This is a genomic window from Gordonia prachuapensis, assembly GCF_036350515.1.
GTDB lineage: Bacteria > Actinomycetota > Actinomycetes > Mycobacteriales > Mycobacteriaceae > Gordonia > Gordonia prachuapensis.
Genome location: NZ_JAZDUE010000024.1, coordinates 1 through 20634 on the forward strand (window position 1 = coordinate 1; position 20634 = coordinate 20634).

Consider the following 20634-nt stretch of genomic DNA (forward strand, 5'->3'; position numbering starts at 1 on the left):
TCGTCCACGAGATGCCATAACAATAATCCCTTGCGTGAGAGTATGTTTCATCAATTCTCTCACGTTCCTGATCAGGCAAAAGTCGACACGCCCAATTAATTGGCGCACTAATCTGACAGGACACTAGGCGAGCGTGCGTATCGAGATCCCCCGAGAAGATCACTCCCCCGAATCCCCCTCCCCCGCATCCGGATTCGCAGCCATCTCATCCCGCAACCGGTTCAGCGTCCGGGACAGCAACCGCGAGACGTGCATCTGGGAGATTCCGATCTCAGAAGCGATCTCGCTCTGCGACATCGCGTGAAAGAACCTCAACGACAAGATCTCTCGCTCACGTTCCGGAAGCCGCTCCAGGGCGGGCCGTAGCGTGACGAACTCCTCGACCTGCGCGAAGCGGGTGTCATCCTCGCCCAGGGTGTCGCGGATGGATCGGTTGTCGTCGTCCCCGTCGGGCTCGGCGTCGATGGACATCGCGGTGTACGCCGACCTCGCCATCAACCCGTCGATCACCTCATCGACGGGCATGTCCAGGTGGCGGGCGAGCTCCGACGGCCGCGGCGACCGTCCCAGCTGCTGCACCAGCTCATCGCTCGCACGCCCGATCCGCAGCGATGACTCCTTGGCCCGGCGCGGGACGCGCATCGACCACATGCTGTCGCGGAAGTGGCGGCGAACCTCACCCATGACGGTCGGCACCGCGAACGACAGGAAGTTGTTGCCCCGTTCGGCGTCGAACCGGTCGACGGCGTTCACCACGCCGACACGTGCCACCTGCAGCAGGTCGTCGAACGCCTCGCCACGGTCGCTGAAGCGCCGGGCCACGTGCTCGGCCAGCGGCAGACATCGTTCGACGACCTCGGCACGGATCTCCGAGCGCCGGTCGTCGTCGGGTTCCTGCCGCATCTCACGCAGCCGGGCGGGTACATCTGCGTAGTCGTCGCTACCGGACCCGCGTCGCGTCGAGGGCTTACCGGTGTCGGCCTCGGATGCAGCCACGTCGGCCGCATCGGTTGTTTCATGCTCGCTGGTGGCGGCAGGCCCGGAATCGGCCGATGGTGTCGACGGCAAACCACCCTCCGATCTCGACTCATGTGCGGCCACGAAAACGACGATATCGGCTACCCGCTCCGGGGCCATCGCAAACATCGCTTGAACACCCAGCGTCCGCATCGTACGGTGGTTACAGCGGTTCAGTGAAAAGCTGCGCGCGAGCGACCACGTACCGCGTGGGCCGTTCGCACCCGATCCCTACCGAACGGGCGTGCTCGATGAACCTGACGACCCAGACGACGTTTCAGCCGTCACACAACGAAACCACCGGACGTTCCAAGGTCAGCGACAACTCGTTGACCGCCACGAAGTCGTTTTGTGTGCAACGGTTTTCCGGCGAGATTGACATGCAGACCGCGCCAGATTTCGCCGCTGCCCTGGATCGCGTACTCACACAAAGTCCCGAATGCGTCGTACTCGACCTGTCCGGGGTCGGCTTCGTCGGCGCATCGGGTTTGTCCATTCTGGCCCGCTTCGCCTCCGACGCCGCAGCTCAGCACATGCCCGTTGCCGTCGTGTGCCGCCGAAGCGTCGCACGGCCTATCGAGGCGTGCCAGCTCGATGAGATGGTGTCCCTGCACACGTCCGTGGACGAGGCCGGCTCCGCCCTCGCGGGTCACCGGCTGGCCTCGTAGCAGTTTCAGTCGACGCCCGGTGGCGTTGCGCTACATACAATTCCGGCATGTAGCAGCGCCACCGGGTGAAAGCTGTAGAACTGAGCGACAATTCGTCGACGTGGTGTTCCGCGCTATTCGAGAATCAGTGTGTGGCGCGGCGCTTGACGAAACGGACGACGACCTGCCGATTCGACCCGCCGGGTACATACGCGACCGACTGCGCATCGGTGACCGTTTCCACGACTCGCCATCCGAATCCGGAGGTGTCGAGCTCGAAGCCGTTGTCGAGCCAGCCCTCGATCTGCGCTGTCATCCCGCGCGGTCCGACGGCCAGTGAGACGTCGACGCAGCGGTCCGGCTCGGAGGCTGCGATCATCTGCGAGCAGATCTCGTCGACACCGAGTTTGACGTCGGCCACGTCGTCGATGGTCCAATCGTCGATGAGGAGAGTCCGCTCCACCACCGAACGCACGATGGGCAACCGGTCCGCATGAGCGATCACCGACAGTTTCACCGGAGCGCCTGCGGCCTCCGCAACAGCGTCGATCACCTCTTGCTCGTCGGTGATCCCTCCAGAGTCGCCCACTGTCACTCCTCACACGGTGGTCTCGGTGTCGTCCTATTGTTACCCCGCCGCGGACCGAGCGAAACAGACACGCGGCGAGGCCGCGCGAAAACGCGCATCAGCTGTCCCTGGCCTCGCCCTCTTCGCGGCGTTCGGCAGCGTCGACCCGACGTCTGCGCATCCGTTCGCGGTAGCCGTAGGTGGCGCGCAGCACGTCATCGTAGCTGTCTGCGCTCGAGCCCAGGCCACCGGCGACCATACCCATCGAAGTCGCCAACCACGCCAGGTACGCATAATCCCGGATCCCGACCGGGTGCCCGAGTTGTTGTGCCATGTATTGCGATTCGATGACGACGACGGCAGCGACCAGCGTCGCGACGAACAACCCGACGTACAGGACGACCGCGCTGAAGCCGACCGTGCCGACGGTGGCGGTGTTGTACAGCCGTCGACGCCAGCGCGGCATCGCACCTGGGCCCTCCCACAGACGGTTGTTGACGATCAACCAGATCGACGCGAGGGCAACTGACAGCAGGGTGATGAGTCCGAGGCGCCATGGGCTGAGCGCGTTCGCCATCGACCAGATCGACGAGTAGAAGACACCAAACGACGCGGTGGCGGCCGCGGCCGCGGTCATGCCGGTGAGGGTCGGGATCATCCGCCACGGGCGATTGCCCCGGATCATGCCGACGACGAGCCGGAGCCGGCTGAGCGGGCCGGCGGCGACCAGATACTCGGTGGTGCCGTCACCGGCGCTGCGCCAATGCCCGCCTGCCGTGCCGGAATCGTCGCCGTGCCCGCCGGACAGCCTGCGCAGCACCTGCTCGACACACCGCACCAAGGCATGACCGGGAAAGAGCCCGAGTGCCGGCGCGCAGATCACGGCCGCGCGGCGGTCATGGTCGAGCTCGACGGTGAGCACGTCCCGGCCCTGCGCACGCGGCAATTCGGTCACGAAGATCACCGCATCCGTCTCGTCCTCGGCGCGCCCGGCCCACCCCGCTTCCAGGTCACCCTGCGGCGACGCGTGCAACGCCGCTTCCTCGGTGACGGTGAATCCGCGGAAATCGGCCTCGTTCTCATCGAGGACCTGCCGGATACGTCGATCGGCGTGCTCGACGATCGTCGCCGGCAGCCCTGGCTCGGTCACTATACGAAGGCCGCCCGGACGTCGAGGCGTGCGTGAGGTCTCCATCGCGCAGCAGCGTACCCGGCGTCCCTCGCTTCTACGCCTGGGATCGAGCGGGTTTGGCAATCGGACAAACGGGAACTCGTACTGCGAACTGTCGTTCCAATCGATGGGAGCATCTGATGGCTGTCTGCGACGTGTGCGGAAACGACTATCAACGCTCGATGACGATCACGGTGGACAACGGCGCCGAACGGAACGAAGGGGTGTTCGACAGTTTCGAATGCGCCATCGAAGCGTTGGCGCCGCGGTGCGCGCACTGCGGGTGCAGGGTGATCGGCCACGGCGTGGAGAGCAGCGGAACGGTGTATTGCTGCGCGCATTGCGCCCGCGAGTCCGGCGCCTCCGGTGTCGCCGACAATGCCGGCGCCACCGCCGCGATCGACCACCTGACCGGCGAGCAGGGATTCCGGTGACCGCCGGCACGGACGGGCCGGGACAGGTCCCGCGCGACACCCACGGCAGCGGTCTGGGGCATCGTCGCAAGGCGGCCATCGCCCATCGCTTCACAGCTGCCGGCCTGGCCGGGTATGTCGTGCTGGCAGCCGGCGTCGTGCTGATCGTCATCGCGCTCGGCGCGGCTGCGGGCGGACGGGGTGGGGTCGCCTGGATCGCCATCGCCGCCGCCGTCGTCTGCGTGGCCGGACTCGGACTACTGGCGACCGCCCGGCGTTCCGCGTCGGCGCTCCCCCCTGATGCACCGCGGCCCGAGCAGGACCCGCTGCAGCCCGAGGTCACCGTCGAGGACGAGGAGTCCTACGAGTCGCGGTTCCCGCGCCGGGAGAGCGACCCACGGAACCCGCCTGCTTCTTGAGGCCCGACTCCTCACGAAGCCTTTCTGGTCCCTGAGGAACGAGGCGCTAGCCGAGTGTCACGAAGGGCCAGTTGGTCGGAGGATGTTGCGGGAGACCCTTCGTGACGCCCGCTCGTTCCTCACGGGCTCCTCAGGGATCGGGGGTGTGACGCCCGCTCGTTCCTCAGGGACCAGGGGTCAATCAGTCGGGCGGCTCGGCACCGCCCGCGTCTGGGCTGTCCGGATCCTCGGTGCCGGGGTCGGCGGCCGCCGGCGGATCGACCTCGGTCTCGTCGTCGGGCGGGTGGACGACCTTCTCCTCGAGCTCGTCCACCTTCTCCCGCGCCGACCGCGGGTCCGGCTGCTCCTCGTGGCCTTCCGGCGTGCCGCCATCTGTCGTCGTTTCGGGGTCGGTCATCGGACTCCCTTCGAATCGGGCTGCCACATCTCTCAGCGCCTGTCAGCCATTCCCAGCGCCGGTGCGCGGCAAACGCGACAGAAATGCCCCAATCGGTGCGACCCACCCCACACAGCCGCGTTCAAGTGCGGTTTTCCGGCTGCTCCCAAGTAGCATCCCTGCCTGTGAGCACGGCCGTCACCCCCACCCGGACCCCCAACGAGGATGCCGCCACCGGCAATACCTCCGGGTACCGGCTGGACCTCGACGGCCTCCGCGGCGTCGCCATCGCGCTGGTCGCCGTCTTCCACGTGTGGTTCGGCCGGGTGTCCGGCGGCGTCGACGTGTTCCTCGTCCTGTCGGGCTACTTCTTCGTTGCGTCCCTGCTCAAACACGTCGTCGCGACGCGCCCGGAGTCGGTGCCCTGGGCGACGGCGGTCAATCCGTGGCCGCGGTTCTGGCGCCTCGTGCGGCGATTGCTGCCGGCGCTGCTGGTGGTCCTGGTGTTCGTCACCGCGATGGTTGCGCTGGTGATGCCGAAGACCCGCTGGGGCCCGCTGGGCGCCGAACTGCAGGCCAGCGCGCTGTACTACCAGAACTGGCATCTCGCGTTCGACTCGCAGGACTATCAGGCGGCCGACTCGGCGATCAGTCCGATGCAACACCTGTGGTCGATGTCGATGCAGGGGCAGTTCTTCGTGCTCACCCTGCTCAGCGCGCTGGCATTGGGCGGGGTGCTGCGCGCGTTGTCGCGGCGATACGCCGTGTTCGCGAACCCGGCGGTGATCCGCGGCGTCGTGGGCGCATCACTGCTGGCCGTGGCGCTGGTGTCGTTCGCCTGGGCCGTCCACCGGCACGGCATCAATCAGCCGTTCAACTATTACGACACCGTGGCCCGGCTGTGGGAACCGCTCGCAGGCGGCCTTCTCGCGGTCTGGATTCCGCGTGTCGCGATGCCGACATGGCTTCGCAACGCGCTCGGTGCCGTCGCCCTGGTCCTCATCGCCAGCTGCGGCTGGTGGATCTCCGGGGTACAGGAATACCCCGGCGTCATGGCGCTGGTCCCGGTGGGCGCCACCCTGCTGCTGATCTGGACCGGCTCGGCAGCCACCATGCCCGATGCGACGTCGGGCCCGGGCGCGGTGAGCCGCACTTTGGCACACCCGCGACTGGTGTGGCTCGGTTCGGTCGCCTACGCGCTGTACCTGTGGCATTGGCCGCTGCTGATCTTCTACCTGAGCTGGCGTTATCAGGACGACGTGAACTGGTTGGAGGGCACGGCGATCCTCGCCGTCTCGGTGCTGCTGGCGTGGGCGACCACGCGGTTCATCGAGGCGCCGCTGCGTGCCGGGACCAAGTCCGGCGCCTCCCGCATCTATCGCCGCGGGCTCGTCGCGGTGATCGTGATCTGCACCGTCGTCGCCGGCACGACGGCCGTGGTCTGGCAGCGCGACGCGGCGAACGCCACGGTCAACACGGAGAACCTCGATCCCCGCCTCTACCCCGGCGCCCGCGCCTATCTCGACGGTGCGGCGGTACCCAAGGTCGACGCGCAACCGAGCCCGGAGGTCGTCGACAAGGACTGGCCGATCACGTCGTACGACTCCGTGATCTCCGGGTGGAAGGACCCGTCGATCAAGGTCGGCGTGTACGGCGACCCGACGGCGACTCGCACCGTGGCGCTGGTGGGCGGGTCGCACGCCGAGTACTGGATCACGGCGCTCGATGCGATCGGCCGGCAGCGCGGCTTCAAGGTGACCACGTATCTCAAGGTCGGCTGCGCCCTCACCACCAGTCACGTCTTCACCTGGTTCGGGCAGAAGTACTACCAGTGCAACGACTGGTCGCGGCGGGTGATGGACCGACTGGCGGTCGACCGGCCCGACGTCGTGTTCACCAACTCCACCCGCCCCGAAGAGGGCAAGGGTGCGCGCGGCGACTTCGTCCCGCAGGACTACAAGGACATCTTCGCGGAGTTCCGCGACCGGGGGCAGCGGGTCGTGGCGGTCCGCGACAACCCGTGGGCACACGGCAAGGTCACGCCGCCCGAGTGCCTGGCCGAGGGCAACAAGCCCGAGGTCTGTGGGGTCCCTCGCGAGATGGCGCTCGCCCCGACGGACCCGGCTCTCGCGGTCGCTCCGGACTTTCCCAACATGAACTTCCTCGACTACTCCGATGCGATGTGCGACGCCGCATACTGCCCGGCGGTGGTCGGCAACATCCTGGTCTGGCACGACTATCACCATCTGTCGGCGACCTTCGTCCGGAGTCTCATTCCGGCCGTCGACGCCGACCTCGGTCCCGCCCTGCAGTGGTGGTGAGCGCCGACCACACCGACAATGGACTCGGAACGATGGCCCGCCGAGGGTGTTCGACTCAGCTTGTCCCCAGGTGAGGCTGTTAATTTGAGCGCGATCCGCTCCGGATCGTCCATCGAGTGGTTGGGGTCGTGACACACGCATGACGACGTATGCACCGAAGCCCGGCGGCGAACCCGCCGATTCCGGCGTCGGCGCGACTGCGACGATCCGGAGGGTCGGCAAACGCGCCTACCTGCATCATCTCGACCTCATTCGCGCGACGACCTTTTCGCTGGTCATCTTCGTCCATTGCCTGACGCAGACCACCGACGAGTTCAACAACCTCGGGGTCAACACGGCGTCGCTGTTGCTGCATTTCACCCGCAACACGTTCTTCGCGCTGACCGGGTTCGTGTTGATGTACCAGAACTACGACAAGGCCGACTTCAGCACGACCGGATTCTGGCGCCGCCGCATCAAACTGGTGATCTTCCCGTACCTCATCTGGTCAGCGATCTATTGGCTCGTGCAGCAGGTGTGGGCACGAGATCGGGTCGGCGACCTGCTGTCGGACCCGATCGGCGGGCTCACCGAGTTCGCCCGCCTGATCGCCTGGGGTCTGTCGGGGTTCCAGATGTACTTCCTGTTCGTGATGCTGCAGGTGTACCTGCTCTTCCCGCTGATCCTGTGGCTGGTCCGCGCCACCGCGGGCAGGCACGTCCTGCTGCTCGGCACGAGCCTCGGTGTGCAGGTGGCGATCACGTCGACCATCACCTACTGGGAACCGCCCGCCGCGATCGCCGGGTTCTGGTGGCATCACTACGCCACGTTCATCCCCTACCAGTTCTTCATCCTCTACGGGGCGGTCGCGGCGGTGCATCGCGAGGCGATCGGCCGCTGGATGCAGGGCAAGGGCTGGTGGCTGTTCGGGGCGCTGATGGCCACCGGCACGCTGGCCGTCGGCATCTACCTCGGTGGAGTGTGGTTCGGCGACCGTCCGGTCCACGACCACGATTCCGCATTCTTCCCGTGGCTGCTGCCGTTCCTCATCGTGGCGATCACGTGTCTGTACGCAGCCGCGGCGCATTGGGGTTCGAACTGGCGTGAGTTCACCCCGCGCTTCGCCCGAGTGGTGTCGTTCGCGTCGAACCGCTCGTTCGGCGTCTTCCTCGCACACGTGTTGGTGCTGTACTTCGTGCTCATGCCGCAGTCCGGGGAACAGCCGTGGATTCTGGCGACACTCGGGCAGCCGTGGGGCACGATTATCACCTACCTCGCGACGATCGGCGGGTCGTTGCTGTTGATGGAGATCCTGCGGCGGCTGCCGGGTTCGCTGTACCTCACCGGGCGTCCACGGTTAGCGTTCGGGAAGCGCTGAGCCAGCGGAAGTTACGCCGCTCACTATGTTCGCCGACCACTCGATCAGCGGGAGAACTGTTTTCGCTGGTCGAGTAGGCCGAGGCGCTAGCCGAGGCCGTATCGAGACCCCAGCGCCCACGGCCGGGCGAACAACTCCCGCACGTGATTACGAAGCACCGTCACCGTCGGGCATTCACATTCGGCCGCGACCCCGGTGGCATCGATCCCATGGCTCCGACACAGCGCGATCGCCCGGGACACATGAAAATCCTGGGTGACGATGACCGCGCGCTCCACTCCGAAGTCATCGTGGGCGCGGCGGCAACTGGCGTCGGTATCCAGGCCGAGCGGGTCGTCGACGATGGCCCCCGGCGCCACACCCCGGTCCTCCAGATAGGTTCGCATCACGGCGGGTTCGTCGCCGGCATATTCAGAACCGTTACCGGAGTTGATGATCCGATCGACACGCCCTGACCTGTATAGCTCCAGCGTCGTGTCCAGGCGGCCACGAACGTAGTCGCCGGGCTCCCCGTCGTCGACCAGCGATCCGAGCACCAACGCCGTCGACCCGACCGGAACCTCGTCCTCCTCGACCACCCGTCCCGACGCCGACCAGAACGCCCATGTCGCACCGATGGTCACGAGGAGTTCCGCTGCAACCATCGCGATCAGAACCGTCCACCGCAGGGCCCGGGTCATCACAGCGCCTGCGTCATCGCGCCCGCAACGCGGTCGACAGCTGTGCGGCCAGCCACTGTTCATAGTCCCCCGAACTCCAGTTGCACCGACCCACCAGGTCGTCGTAGACCGCGGGCCCGGTCAGAGTCCACATCGCATCGATGAGCCGCGTGCGCGCCGCCCCGTCCGGCAACTCGACTCGCTGCGAGAGTCTGTTGAGCGCGTTCGTGTTGCCCTGTCTCCGTTCAGTGTTCATCTTCTGCACCAGCCCCTCGAGGATGGGATCGCCGGCGGCACCGTGCTCGAGCAGCACGCCCAGCAGCGGACCGACGCGCTCCTGGATGCCACGGGTCCAGCCGGCGTACGCCGCGGCGAACTCGTCGATCGTGCCCGCCGCGGTGAGCCGGAGGAACTCCGGACGTTCGCTCATCGGTGTCTCGTCGGCGTCGCCGGCCAGCATCACGTCGTAGACCGCCTTGACCACCTCGGCCTTCCCGCCGATCGCGTTGTAGATCGTCTGCGGACTGACCTCGGCAGCCTTGGCGAGGTCGGTGACCCTCATCTGCGCGTAGCCCCCGTGTAGCAAGAGCTCACGCGCGGTGGCCACGATCCGCTCCCGTGTCCGGGCGGCAGCACGCTCGCGCCCCGAGCTGTCATAAGCCCTGGCCATGTGCACCTCAATCTGTTAGATTCACATTCCAATGGAATATGAATCCATTCAATTCCGGTCAGCGAGGAGTCTACCCATGTCCTACCTCACCAATCCCGCGGTCCCGGCCGCGCGCGCCGTCTTCGACGCCATCAACTCGCGCGACCTGTCGTGCCTGGAGTCGTGTGTCACCGACGATTTCGTCGATCACGGCTCGCCGTTCCCGCTGCCCCCAGGGCCCGGCGGGTACCGGCAGATCCTGACCTTCGTCACCCAGGTGCTCAGAATCCGATACGAGATCGAGGACTTCTTCAGCACCGACGACCGGATCGTGCTGCGCGCCGTGGCCCACGGCGTCGGCGTCGACGCGGTGCACGGGCCCGGCGCCGATGGACGCACCTACGCGATGCCGACCGCTCACATCTACCGCACCGAGGGCGACCGGCTGGCCGAGCACTGGGGCATCCGCGACGAGCTGGGTGCGCGAATTCAATTGGGAGTACTGGCGGCGCCGGAGCCGGTTGGCAGGTGAGGCGCGAGGGTCTCGATACGGTGCTCGCAGGCTCACACCTACTCGACCACCGAAAACAACGGCACCCGCAAGCTCACACCTACTCGACCATCGGGAAGGCTCTCGACCATCGAGAAGGCACTCGACCACCGATAGACAACGGATTCGCCGAATTCCCCTCGGTGATCGGTGCCGGGCCGATACTGGGATGACGCGCTGTGACACCACCGCGCGCCACTCGAGTCCGGAGGTCGTCTCGCGATGCCCTACATGCCGATCACCGAATCGATGTTCCTGCTCGCGGAGAACCGCGAACAGCCGATGCACGCCGGTGGGCTGCAACTGTTCATCCCCAGGGAAGGCCAGTCCGCCACCGACCTCGCGACGGAGATCTTCGAGACGTTCCATTCCTGTCCGGAGATCCGGCCGCTGTTCCGCAAGCGGCCGGCCTCACCGGCCTCGCTGGTGGGCACGCTCGCCTGGTCGTTCGACGACGACATCGACGTCGACTATCACGTCCGTCGTGCCGCGTTGCCGCGTCCGGGGCGCATTCGCGAACTGCTGCGGTACGTCTCGCTCAATCACAGCGCCCTCCTCGATCGCAACCGGCCGATGTGGGAGCTGCACATCATCGAGGGACTCGACGACGGTCGCGTCGCTGTCTACACCAAGATCCATCACTCCCTGTTGGACGGTGTCTCGGCGCTTCGTTTGCTGGAGAACTCCCTGTCGCCGGACCCCGACGACCGCAGCGGGACGGCGTGGTGGGACCCGGCATTGATGCGGCGACGTCGAAATCCCCGTGCACCCAAGAGCGTTTCGGCACTCGAGCGGATCACCGGGACAGCGGGGCAGACGCTGGGGGCCGTCGGTCAGGTGGTCGGTGCGCCCGCAGCTGCCGCGAAGATCGCGTGGACGGCGATCACCGACGACGACTTCGCCGCGCCGTTCGTGCCCGCGCCGAAGACGATCCTCGACGTACCGATCGGCAGCGCACGCAGATTCGCCGCTCAGCAGTGGCCGCGCGATCGGTTCGACGCGATCGGAAACTCCCTCGGCATCACCCTCAACGACGTCGTGGTCGCCACCTGCGCCGGTGCCCTCCGCGCCTACCTGATCGACCAGGACGCGTTGCCCGACCGCCCGCTGATCGCCGCACTCCCTGTGTCGATGCATGGCGACAGCGGTCGCGAAGGCAATGCGGTGACCGCGATCATGGCCAACTTGGCGACCGATCAACCCGATCCGGAACGGCGCCTCGACGCAGTGGTCGCGTCCACCCGCAAGGCCAAGCAGGTGATCCGTGGACTCCCCACACTGCAGGCGCTGATGTTCGGCGCCGCCACCTTCGCCCCGCTGGCCCTCGCACCGGTCCCCGGATTCGTGCGAACCACACCGCCCCAGTTCAACCTGCTGATCAGCAACGTGCCGGGCCCGTCACAGCCGATGTACTGGAACGGCGCCCGGCTCGACGGCTGCTACCCGGTGTCGATCGCCATGCACGGGCAGGCCATGAACATCACCCTCACCACCACCGGCGACCAGGTGAACTTCGGCATCATCGGCGCACGCAAAGAGCTGCCGAGTCTCCAGCGCATCCTCACCCACCTCGACAGTGCCCTCGAGGATCTCGAGAAGGTCGCGGGTGTCGGTGGTTGACGCACGAACCCGCGTTCAGCACGCGTCGACTGCCTCGGCGTAGCGGAACCAGTCGGGTAGTGAATGTACGAACTCGTCGTGGACGACCGGCGACCCGGCCGCCCGCCAATCGACGGTGTCGTCGATCTCGATCTCGTACTTCTTCCATTCGAACCAGTTGATCATCTTCAGTTCCGGGAAACGGTCCGGGATGTCGGCGGCGAAGACCTGCTTCCACCACATCGACTTCACCGCGAGTTCCGCGGCGCCCTCGTCGGCCCTCGACGGGGTGTAGATCGCCGCCGTCTCGACGATCGCAACAGGCTGGCCGCGGTCGACGCCGTACTCCTGATAGAAGTTCGGAACCGCCCGGTCGTCACCGGCCGTGCCGAGGTAGGTACCTTCCAGCATCCGGCTGAACTTTCCCGGCTCGGTGATCTCGTTGTCGCCCCACGGTCGCTTGTTGCCCCAGTGGTACAACGAGATCCCGGCCCAGTCGACCACGTCGTCGCCCGGGTAGTACGGGCCGTAGGAGTCGTCGTCGGCGGTGAGTTCACCGTCGTGATCGGTGTCGACGAGGTCGAAATCCGCCGTGTCGGGAGCCGCCGCATACTTGCCACCGACGAACGGGTAGCCGCCACCGTAGTTCGGCGCCCACATCATCGCCGTCCCGGGCGCCTTGCGGTCGATCATCGCCGCGACCCGGCGGAACGTCTCCACGTAGGCCACCGGCTGCTGCCCCCACGCGTACCAGGTGCCGTTCATCTCGTGGGCGAACCGCAAGATCACCGGCACCCCTGAATCATTGAGTTTCCGTAGGTCGTCGCCGAGGCGTCCGATGACGCCCTCGTCGATGGCGGCCAGGCCCGCATGCGGTTCCAGGGTCAACACCATCACGCCGGAATCCGTCTTCACCTGCTCCGCGGCCGCCACGGTGTGTGCCCAGGTCGCGTTGTCGTACGGGATGTCGGAGAACTGGACGGCCACCGCCGGCGCGTGCCCGAGCATCGATCGGTGTTGCCCGAGCGATTCCGCCTCCCAGTCGAGGTTGACGCCGAACAGCACTCCCTCGTCGGGCACGACGCGCGTCGAATCGACCACCGCACAGGGCGGTTCGGGCGGAGGCAGATAGTGCTGGAACAGGGCGCCGGCGGCACCGACACCGATGACCATCGCGATGACGGGTATCAGGATCGAGGGGTGGCGTCGGCGGCGCTTGGACCAGCGGTCGGCAAACCCGCCATCGACTTCGTCACGCGCACTTTCAGTTTCGATTGGGGGCGTGGTCATGTCACACTCATTTCAAGGCCGGTCGTTTCCAGGCCCCTTTCGCAGGCCCCTCTTCTCTCAGGCACGGACGGACGGAGTCGGACTCGATGAGATGGCGCACACCGATCAGGACATTCAGCATGCCCCGCTCCACGGCGACCCTGCTCGCGGTCGTCGCGGTCACCGCGGCGTGCCAGGCGACCGCCGACGAGACGCAACCCCATCACGTCCAATGGGGGGCCTACCTCCCCGACCTCAACGGAACGGACGTGACGTCGGACGCCGGTGTGGTCGGTGTGGCCACCCGTGCCGATCAGTCCCTCGACCTCATCCTCACCTTCTCGGCCCTGAACGAGCCTGTCCCGCTTGATGATCTCGCGACCATCTCGGCGTCGGGTGCGACACCCGTCGTCACGATCGAACCGTGGGAGCCCGACGGCGGACCGGAACAACCCGACTACCGCCTCGACACCTTCGCGACCGGGGTTCACGACGCCGACCTGCGGCGCTGGGGACAGCAACTCGCCGACTGGGGGCAACCGGTGCTGCTGCGGTTCGCACACGAGATGAACGGGGACTGGTATCCATGGGGCATCACCGTCAACGGCAACACGGCCGAGGCCTACCGGAACACCTGGATTCGGATGCACGAGATCATCAGATCCGCAGGGGCGGAGAATGTCTCGTTCGTGTGGGCACCAATGGCTGCGGTGAGCGGAATCGCCGACTTCGAGGCAGCGTACCCAGGGGCGGAATACGTCGATCGTCTCGGGCTCGACGGCTACAACTGGGGTGACGACGGCGTCCACGGGTGGGCGTCGCCCGACTACATCTTCGCCGACAGCCTGCGTCGTCTGCGGGCCCTCGACGACGCCAAACCCATCCTGGTCGCCGAGGTGGCCTCGGCCGACGATCCCGACCCCACCCGCAAGGCGGACTGGATCACTCACTTCGTGCGCCTCATGACGATCACGCCGGGAGTGGAGGGATTCGTCTGGTTCCAGGCCAACAAGGAACGGGACTGGAGGTTCAACTCGAACCCACTGAGCGAGAGCGCCTTCCGGAAAGGACTGGCCGACGTGCCCGGTGTCTGACCGGCCCGGTCGGCCGCGTGCGATCGATGGCGTGCTGCCGGTTCGCGTGCACGGTGAAGACCTTGCGCAGGTCGAGGGCCTCCAGGGCATCGGTCAGGACCGGCGAGTGCCCATATGCACGCAGATCGGCGCCCTGCGTCCGGGCTGCCCGCATCGCATGCAGGAGGTCCGCGACCCCGGACGGTGTGACGGTCGTCAGGCCCGAGACATCGAGCAGGACGAGGCGGGCACCACGCGAGCAGGCCTCGGCGACACGCAATCTCAAACGCGTCGTCACATCCGCCGCGCCGTCGAGCGCGATGTCGAGGGCGGTGATGTCGAAGGTGCTGTCGCCGAAGTAGGCGTACTCGGGGGTTCGGATGGTCATCGTGTCTCTCCTGTGTCTCGGTGGGTCATGGCGTTCGGTTGGTCAGGGTCGTGGTGGATTCAGCGGGGCCGGTTTGCATGGAAGAGACTGTGGGGCCGGATCATTCATGTCGGCACCCCGGCGGCATCGAGGTCGCCGGCGACGTCACGGGCCTGCTCGGCGGCCGGGGTGATCGGCGGGGGCGGCTCGGCCGGGCGGTAATGAGCGGCACGGACCACGACGGACAGCAGCAGGAGATCGAGCGCGACCCAGCCGATGGAGAGGAAGGTCGGGAACGTCTCGGCGGCACCGACCGACCAGCGAATCAGCCCGACCGCACACGCGCAGACCAGAGCGATCATCGCCACCAGCTGGATCGCGACCGGCCGGTAGTCGACACGGGACTCCTCCCGCACCTTGGGGGTGACCGAGAACGCGATGTGGCGGCGCAGGAACACGGCGGCCGCAGCCGACAGGGTCGCGGCGATCCAGGTCGGGAAGAGCGCGAACGAGATCTGCTGACCGCGCCACAACCCGCTGGAGCGATACCCGGCCACGAGGAAGAGCAACTGGCAGGCGAGGAAGAACGGGATGAACCGTGCGAAGAAGTCCAACGGCAATGCCTCCATGGGGAACACGCCGATGCCCAGATAGATGATCGGTGCCGCGATGTAGACGACCGCGGCGAATCCGTTGAGGTAGGAGGTCATCGTCGCCAGGTACATCAGTCGTTGCGCGACACTGAGTCCCTTTCGCAGCAGTGGGTTATCTGCGAAGAACACCTGCATGGAGCCGGTCGCCCAACGTTGCCGCTGGACGAGCATCGTCCGCAGGTCGTCCGGCGCCAGGCCCTCGACGAGTACTTCGTGGTGATAGACGCTCTCCCACCCCATCGCATGCAGGTGCATCGCGGTGGCCATGTCCTCGGTCACCGTCGCGGTGTTGATCGGCTGGATCGCGAGCGCCTGATCGATGCGGGACACCTCGATCGCGTCGACCGTCGCGGTGAACTCGGCGACCACCGACTCCGGCAGTGGCGTCGACTCGAGCACGTCCCGAATGCGCACCTGCAGGTCGAAGGCGACGTCGCCGACCGGCTCGCCACGTCGGAGTCCGATCTGCGCCAGCCGCACCGCCGTGTGGGCGTCCTCCAGCGGCCGGCGCAACGTCGAGCCCGGCCCGGCGTCGTTGATCATGTCCTCGAGTCGCGCCCGCCGTTCTCGCAGCGCCCGACGACCGTGTGCGTCGATCCCCTGCGAGTAGGTCGTGAGGCCCAGGGCCATCAGGGCTTCGCGACGCAGCACGGCGTTGGACCCGCAGAAGAAGGCGGCGCCCCACCCGTCCTTGCCCTGCTGGATCGGTCCGTAGAAGAGCTCCGCCTGACTGCCGAGCGGATCGTGGTCGGGGACGTTCCAGAAGTACTGCGGGGTCTGGACGAAGGCGACGGACTCGTCGGTGAAGTATCCGAGAACGCGCTCGAGGAACTCCGGTTTGGGCACCTGATCGGCGTCGAGAATCGCGATGAACTCGCCGTCGGTCCGGAACAAGGCATTGTTGATGTTTCCCGCCTTGGCAAAACGTTGTCGCCCCTGCCACTCCTCACCACGGGTTATGTAGCCGACCCCGGCGCGTTGGGCCGCGACACGGAACTCCTCCCGGTCGCCGTCGTCGAGAATCCAGGTGGCGTGTGGATGGCGCATGTCACGTGCCGCGATGGCCGTGGTGAGGACCAGATCGAGGGGCTCGTTGTAGGTGGTGATGAACACATCGACGGTCGCCGATGCGGGCGCAGGCGCCGGCGCATCGCGTCGGCGCGCATTCCAGACAAGAAATCCGAAGAGAACCGATTCCGACAAGCTATAGGTTTCCGCAATTGCGAGCGGTACCGCGATCCACCATGCACCCCAGGCAATTGTTTCCGTCCACCGCCACGTGATGTACGCCGCACCGAAAGAAACTACGAGAATTGCGATTAATCGAAGAAAAAACAGACGAACACCGCCCACGGCCGTCTCCTCAGGGCATCTGCTCCGGATTGATATGACTGCCGTCGTTGCAGTTCAGAGTCAATGGTGAGGGCGTCCGAGGCGGTCCGCAATTCTTCGCCACGCGAAAGAAAAAGGCACGATCGCGGACGTGCGAGAAATTCGATTCGGCGACCATGTTTGTGACAAGGAAGTAACCAAGAATCGACGATCACTGTCGCGCACTACATCCTTTGAACGAACCCCGGTAGACATTCTTGTGAGCTGACAGGACCATTCGTGCAGCTGTGACACTCGCCACAAAGATTCCCATCATGACGAACTGACTCGACAGTAAGTTACTCGTGGGTATCATCTGGGCAGGAACTCCTGCCGCGGACCGAGCGTTGGTTAGGCCAGCCTTGGCAGCGCCACATCGTCGGCAGGAACTACGGTTACCTGTAGTACACGTCGGCCACGTGCGCCACAGCCTGCGCAAAGCCGCCGACGCCGCCCCAGAGAAAGGCCGGGACGCGCCCGTGACTTCCACGACGATCGCCATCGGTACCATCACGACACTCGTCAGCCTCGTGTGCTGGGCGATCTTCTTCCAGGGTGTCGGGCGGATGGTCCGCACGATCAGCAAGGGACAGAAGATCGATCGAGCGCGGATCTTCCCGATCCTGCCCCGCGTCAAGACGGTCGTCGTCGAGTTCGCCGCGCACACCCGGATGGCGAAGTTCCGCACTGTCGGCTGGGCGCACTGGCTGGTGATGGTGGGCTTCCTGCTCGGCTTCATCTTCGTCTTCGAGGCCTACGGACAGGCCTTCGATCCGCACTTCCACTGGCCGATCATCGGGAAGTGGCCGATCTACGGACTGGCCGAGGAGATCCTGGGGTGGGGAACCGTCATCGGCGGCGTTGTGCTCCTGGTCATCCGGCAGCTCAATCACCCGCGCGTCCCGGAGCGGCTGTCGCGGTTCTCGGGATCGAATTTCAGGGCCGCGTACTTCGTCGAAGCCGTCGTCATCATCGAGGGCCTGGGCATGCTCGGCGTCAAGCTGCTGCAGATCGCGTCGGGACTGAAGGACACCCCGATCTGGGCGTCGCCCACGCTGCATTACCTGGCGATGCCGTTCGAGGGCGTGCCCGAGTGGACCGTCTCGGCGATGGCGGTGGTCAAACTGCTGTCGGCGATGATCTGGCTGGCCGTGGTCGGGCGCAACATCAACTGGGGCGTCGCCTGGCACCGCTTCGCGGCGTTCGTCAACATCTACTTCAAGCGTGAGGCCGACGGCGGCGTCGCCCTGGGCGCGCTCAAGCCGATGATGAGCCAGGGCAAGGTCCTCGACATGGAGACCGCTGACCCCGATGTCGACGCCTTCGGCGCCGGCAAGATCGAGGACTTCTCCTGGAAGGGCTGGCTCGACTTCACCACCTGCACCGAATGTGGCCGCTGCCAGAGCCAGTGCCCGGCCTGGAACACCGGTAAGCCGCTGTCGCCGAAGCTGCTGATCATGTCGCTACGCGACCACGGGTACGCGAAGGCGCCCTACCTGTTGGCCGGCGGCAAGCAGGACATGGCCGGCGACGAGGTCGGACTGGTCGACGCCGACGGCAACGTCGACGAGTCGAAGCTCAACGCGATCCCCGAGTCGGCTCGCGCCGAAGCCGCCCGCAAGTTGGTCGGCGAGAGCAAGGGCGCAACCGGCGGCGGAAACGGCATCGAGGCCGCCGACGGCGAGTTCGATCCCGAGGCGCTCGGTGCCGTCATCGACACCGAGACCCTGTGGAGCTGCACCACCTGTGGTGCGTGCGTGGAGCAGTGCCCGGTCGACATCGAGCATGTCGACCACATCCTGGACATGCGTCGCTACCAGGTGCTGATCGAGTCGGACTTCCCGACCGAGCTCGCCGGCATGTTCAAGAACCTGGAGAACAAGGGCAACCCGTGGGGTCAGAACGCCTCGGCGCGCACCAACTGGATCTCCGAGATGGACATCGAGATCCCGGTGTTTGGGCAGGACGTGGAGAGCTTCGAGGGCTTCGAGTACCTGTTCTGGGTCGGTTGCGCAGGCGCCTACGAGGATCGTGCGAAGAAGACCACCAAGGCCGTCGCCGAGTTGCTCGACGTCGCGGCCGTGAACTTTCTGGTCCTCGGCGAGGGCGAGACCTGTACCGGTGACTCCGCCCGTCGCGCGGGCAACGAGTTCCTGTTCCAGATGCTGGCCCAGCAGAACATCGAGATGCTCGGCGAGGTGTTCGCCACCGCGCCGCAGCAGCGCAAGAAGATCGTCGTCACGTGTGCGCACTGCTTCAACGCGCTGGGCAACGAGTACCCGCAGCTCGGCGCGAAGTACGAGGTCGTGCACCACACGCAGCTGCTCAACAAACTGGTCCGGGAGAAGCGCCTGGTGCCCGTCGCCCCGCTCGGCGAGGGCGTCACCTACCACGACCCGTGCTACCTGGGCCGCCACAACAAGGTCTACGACGCCCCGCGTGAGCTGATGGCCGCGTCCGGCTCGAATCTCACCGAGATGCCGCGGCACGGCGAGCGGTCCATGTGTTGTGGTGCCGGCGGCGCCCGGATGTGGATGGAAGAGCAGATCGGCAAGCGCATCAACATCGACCGGGTCGACGAGGCGCTCGATACTCTCGGCACACCGAATGGGGATGCGCCGCAGAAGGTTGCCACCGGCTGCCCGTTCTGCCGCGTGATGCTCACCGACGGCGTGACCGCACGCACGTCGAACACCGAGCAAGAGGGCAAGATCGAGGTCGTCGACGTCGCGCAGTTGCTGCTGGAGTCAGTCAAGCGCGGCGCCCCCGAGGTCAAGCGTGGCGGACGGTACCTCGGTCCCGCATCCGTGCAGACCGCCGAGCCCGAACCGGCCGCCGCGGAGAAGGAACCGGAGCCGGCCGCAGCCACCGCAGCCGCGGCGACCGCCACGGCCACCGAGGCGAAGCCGAAGCCGAAGGTCGGTCTGGGCATGAAGGGCGGCAAGAAGCCTGGTGCCACTGCCAAGACCGACGCACCTGCGGAATCTGCGGCGCCGGCCGAGAAGAAGCCGGCTGCCAAGGGATTCGGTATGGGCAGCAAGGCGAAGAAGCCGGGCGCGGCCAAGGCCGATGCCGGATCTGCTGCCCCCGCCCCGGCCGAAGCCGAGTCGTCGGCGGCCGTCGAGGAGACTGCCTCGCAGAAGAAGCCGGTGGCAAAGGGATTCGGCATGGGCAAGGCCCAACGGCCGGGTGCCGCGAAGCCGAATGCCGCCGCACCCGAGGCCGGCGTCGACGCGCCTGCCGAGAACAAGGTCGCCGAAACCGAGTCCGCGCCAGATGCGGTCCCGACTGCCGATACCGAATCCGCGGGCGGCTCCCCCGCGGCGACCGGCGGCTCCGCCACCGAAGCAAAAGCCGGTAAGGCCAAGGGCTTCGGCATGGCAGCGGGCAAGAAGCGGCCGGGCGGTGCGACCAAGCCGGCTGCCGCGGCGACACGCGCGCCGAGCCGGCCTGCAGCGGCTGACGAGGCAGAGACGCCCGCAGCAGAGCCGGCCCCGACACCGAGTGCTCCTGCGGCAGCGGCCTCGACCGAAGCGAAGGCCGGTAAGGCCAAGGGCTTCGGGATGGCCGCGGGCAAGAAGCGGCCGGGCGGTATCGGCTCGGCGGCGAAGCCGGCGGCCGCCGAACCCGAGCCTGCGGAAGCGGCCGAGGCGCAGGTCGTCGAGGCAGAGGCTGTCGATGAAGAGGCGGCCGGCACCGTCGAATCCGCGCCGGCGGAGACGGCGGCTGTCGCGTCCACCGAGTCCACCCCCGGCAAGGCCAAGGGGTTCGGCATGGCGGCAGGCAAGAAGCGGCCTGGCGGCATCGGGAAGGCAGCTCCGAAGCCGGCCGCCACGCCCGAGCCGACTCCGAGCGAGCCCGAGCCCGTGGCGGACGAAGCGGTGGCCGAGTCTGACGAAGCGTCAGCAGACGCCCAAAGCAGTGCGGACACCGAGGATTCCGCTCCGTCTCCGAACGGGTCGTCGGCCAAGACGATCTCGGAGGCCGGCGCATCCAAGGCGAAGGGCTTCGGTATCGCCGCGGGCAAGAAGCGGCCCGGACACAAGTAGAAACGACGTATACCCGACAACACCACCTTGGTTTCGTTCCCAAGGTGGTGTTGTCGTTTGGGGGTGCTTGTCGTCCCGCGAAAACCGGTTTGCGCTGTGCTGTCAC

18 protein-coding genes are annotated in these 20634 nt (G+C 66.5%); 9 read left to right on the forward strand and 9 right to left on the reverse strand.

From position 1 onward, the window contains the following. Positions 1-159 precede the first annotated feature (159 nt). Positions 160-903 carry a SigB/SigF/SigG family RNA polymerase sigma factor gene (locus tag V1Y59_RS21820; RefSeq protein WP_330507206.1) on the reverse strand — a complete coding sequence of 248 codons (744 nt, stop codon included), beginning with the start codon at positions 901-903 and terminating at the stop codon, positions 160-162. A gap of 365 nt (positions 904-1268) precedes the next feature. Between V1Y59_RS21820 and V1Y59_RS21825 the strand changes: the two genes are divergently transcribed. Then, on the forward strand, positions 1269-1685 hold the full coding sequence (locus V1Y59_RS21825; RefSeq protein WP_330507143.1) for an STAS domain-containing protein: 417 nt from the start codon (positions 1269-1271) through the stop codon (positions 1683-1685). Positions 1686-1809: 124 nt separating this feature from the next. On the opposite strand, the gene V1Y59_RS21830 is transcribed toward V1Y59_RS21825, so the two are convergent. Continuing rightward, positions 1810-2253, reverse strand: a complete 444-nt coding sequence (locus tag V1Y59_RS21830; protein WP_330507144.1) for an ATP-binding protein — start codon at positions 2251-2253, stop codon at positions 1810-1812. 97 nt (positions 2254-2350) lie between these two features. Continuing rightward, entirely contained in the window at positions 2351-3427 is a 1077-nt protein-coding gene (locus V1Y59_RS21835; RefSeq protein ID WP_330507145.1) for a hypothetical protein, read from the reverse strand. Between the two features lie 158 nt (positions 3428-3585). Between V1Y59_RS21835 and V1Y59_RS21840 the strand changes: the two genes are divergently transcribed. Further along, entirely contained in the window at positions 3586-3837 is a 252-nt protein-coding gene (locus V1Y59_RS21840; RefSeq protein ID WP_330507146.1) for a hypothetical protein, read from the forward strand. Beyond that, on the forward strand, positions 3834-4235 hold the full coding sequence (locus tag V1Y59_RS21845; RefSeq protein ID WP_330507147.1) for a hypothetical protein: 402 nt from the start codon (positions 3834-3836) through the stop codon (positions 4233-4235). The genes V1Y59_RS21840 and V1Y59_RS21845 overlap by 4 nt, the downstream gene beginning before the upstream one ends. Positions 4236-4416: 181 nt before the next feature. Here the strand turns inward: V1Y59_RS21845 and V1Y59_RS21850 are convergent, their stop codons facing one another. Continuing rightward, positions 4417-4632, reverse strand: coding sequence for a hypothetical protein (locus V1Y59_RS21850; RefSeq protein WP_330507148.1), 216 nt, complete (start codon positions 4630-4632; stop codon positions 4417-4419). Positions 4633-4796: 164 nt separating this feature from the next. Here V1Y59_RS21850 and V1Y59_RS21855 point away from each other — a divergent pair, with 164 nt between their 5' ends. Next, on the forward strand, positions 4797-6932 hold the full coding sequence (locus tag V1Y59_RS21855) for an acyltransferase family protein (RefSeq protein WP_330507149.1): 2136 nt from the start codon (positions 4797-4799) through the stop codon (positions 6930-6932). Positions 6933-7071: 139 nt separating this feature from the next. Continuing rightward, on the forward strand, positions 7072-8289 hold the full coding sequence (locus V1Y59_RS21860) for an acyltransferase (protein WP_330507150.1): 1218 nt from the start codon (positions 7072-7074) through the stop codon (positions 8287-8289). An 86-nt stretch (positions 8290-8375) separates the two neighbouring features. Here V1Y59_RS21860 and V1Y59_RS21865 read toward each other — a convergent pair whose 3' ends face one another. Together V1Y59_RS21865 and V1Y59_RS21870 are read right to left on the reverse strand one after the other, a co-directional pair. Continuing rightward, entirely contained in the window at positions 8376-8969 is a 594-nt protein-coding gene (locus V1Y59_RS21865) for a SanA/YdcF family protein (RefSeq protein WP_330507151.1), read from the reverse strand. Between the two features lie 13 nt (positions 8970-8982). Continuing rightward, complete coding sequence (locus tag V1Y59_RS21870) at positions 8983-9618, reverse strand: TetR/AcrR family transcriptional regulator (protein ID WP_330507152.1); 636 nt, start codon at positions 9616-9618, stop codon at positions 8983-8985. Between the two features lie 76 nt (positions 9619-9694). Between V1Y59_RS21870 and V1Y59_RS21875 the strand changes: the two genes are divergently transcribed. Further along, entirely contained in the window at positions 9695-10129 is a 435-nt protein-coding gene (locus V1Y59_RS21875) for an ester cyclase (RefSeq protein WP_330507153.1), read from the forward strand. A gap of 240 nt (positions 10130-10369) precedes the next feature. Continuing rightward, positions 10370-11767, forward strand: a complete 1398-nt coding sequence (locus V1Y59_RS21880) for a WS/DGAT/MGAT family O-acyltransferase (protein ID WP_330507154.1) — start codon at positions 10370-10372, stop codon at positions 11765-11767. Positions 11768-11782: 15 nt separating this feature from the next. Here V1Y59_RS21880 and V1Y59_RS21885 read toward each other — a convergent pair whose 3' ends face one another. After that, positions 11783-13036 (reverse strand): glycoside hydrolase family 26 protein, encoded by a 1254-nt coding sequence (locus V1Y59_RS21885; RefSeq protein ID WP_330507155.1) that lies wholly within the window; start codon positions 13034-13036, stop codon positions 11783-11785. Between the two features lie 119 nt (positions 13037-13155). Between V1Y59_RS21885 and V1Y59_RS21890 the strand changes: the two genes are divergently transcribed. Further along, on the forward strand, positions 13156-14109 hold the full coding sequence (locus V1Y59_RS21890) for a glycoside hydrolase family 26 protein (RefSeq protein WP_330507156.1): 954 nt from the start codon (positions 13156-13158) through the stop codon (positions 14107-14109). Here V1Y59_RS21890 and V1Y59_RS21895 read toward each other — a convergent pair. Further along, positions 14045-14476, reverse strand: coding sequence for an STAS domain-containing protein (locus V1Y59_RS21895; RefSeq protein WP_330507157.1), 432 nt, complete (start codon positions 14474-14476; stop codon positions 14045-14047). The two genes, V1Y59_RS21890 and V1Y59_RS21895, sit on opposite strands and share 65 nt — an antisense overlap. A gap of 104 nt (positions 14477-14580) precedes the next feature. Next, complete coding sequence (locus V1Y59_RS21900) at positions 14581-16461, reverse strand: glycosyltransferase family 2 protein (protein ID WP_431309269.1); 1881 nt, start codon at positions 16459-16461, stop codon at positions 14581-14583. Positions 16462-16958: 497 nt separating this feature from the next. Between V1Y59_RS21900 and V1Y59_RS21905 the strand changes: the two genes are divergently transcribed. Further along, positions 16959-20528, forward strand: a complete 3570-nt coding sequence (locus V1Y59_RS21905; protein ID WP_330507159.1) for a (Fe-S)-binding protein — start codon at positions 16959-16961, stop codon at positions 20526-20528. The last annotated feature ends 106 nt before the right edge of the window (positions 20529-20634 follow it).

What these genes read in the sequence shown, in the direction of transcription:
- V1Y59_RS21820 (WP_330507206.1), bottom strand. Translation starts at nt 903, where the DNA reads ATGCGGCAGGAACCCGACGACGACCGGCGCTCGGAGATCCGTGCCGAG.
- V1Y59_RS21825 (WP_330507143.1), top strand. Translation starts at nt 1,269, where the DNA reads ATGAACCTGACGACCCAGACGACGTTTCAGCCGTCACACAACGAAACC.
- V1Y59_RS21835 (WP_330507145.1), bottom strand. Translation starts at nt 3,427, where the DNA reads ATGGAGACCTCACGCACGCCTCGACGTCCGGGCGGCCTTCGTATAGTG.
- V1Y59_RS21840 (WP_330507146.1), top strand. Translation starts at nt 3,586, where the DNA reads ATGACGATCACGGTGGACAACGGCGCCGAACGGAACGAAGGGGTGTTC.
- V1Y59_RS21850 (WP_330507148.1), bottom strand. Translation starts at nt 4,632, where the DNA reads ATGACCGACCCCGAAACGACGACAGATGGCGGCACGCCGGAAGGCCAC.
- V1Y59_RS21860 (WP_330507150.1), top strand. Translation starts at nt 7,072, where the DNA reads ATGACGACGTATGCACCGAAGCCCGGCGGCGAACCCGCCGATTCCGGC.
- V1Y59_RS21865 (WP_330507151.1), bottom strand. Translation starts at nt 8,969, where the DNA reads ATGACCCGGGCCCTGCGGTGGACGGTTCTGATCGCGATGGTTGCAGCG.
- V1Y59_RS21870 (WP_330507152.1), bottom strand. Translation starts at nt 9,618, where the DNA reads ATGGCCAGGGCTTATGACAGCTCGGGGCGCGAGCGTGCTGCCGCCCGG.
- V1Y59_RS21875 (WP_330507153.1), top strand. Translation starts at nt 9,695, where the DNA reads ATGTCCTACCTCACCAATCCCGCGGTCCCGGCCGCGCGCGCCGTCTTC.
- V1Y59_RS21880 (WP_330507154.1), top strand. Translation starts at nt 10,370, where the DNA reads ATGCCCTACATGCCGATCACCGAATCGATGTTCCTGCTCGCGGAGAAC.
- V1Y59_RS21885 (WP_330507155.1), bottom strand. Translation starts at nt 13,036, where the DNA reads ATGACCACGCCCCCAATCGAAACTGAAAGTGCGCGTGACGAAGTCGAT.
- V1Y59_RS21890 (WP_330507156.1), top strand. Translation starts at nt 13,156, where the DNA reads ATGCCCCGCTCCACGGCGACCCTGCTCGCGGTCGTCGCGGTCACCGCG.
- V1Y59_RS21895 (WP_330507157.1), bottom strand. Translation starts at nt 14,476, where the DNA reads ATGACCATCCGAACCCCCGAGTACGCCTACTTCGGCGACAGCACCTTC.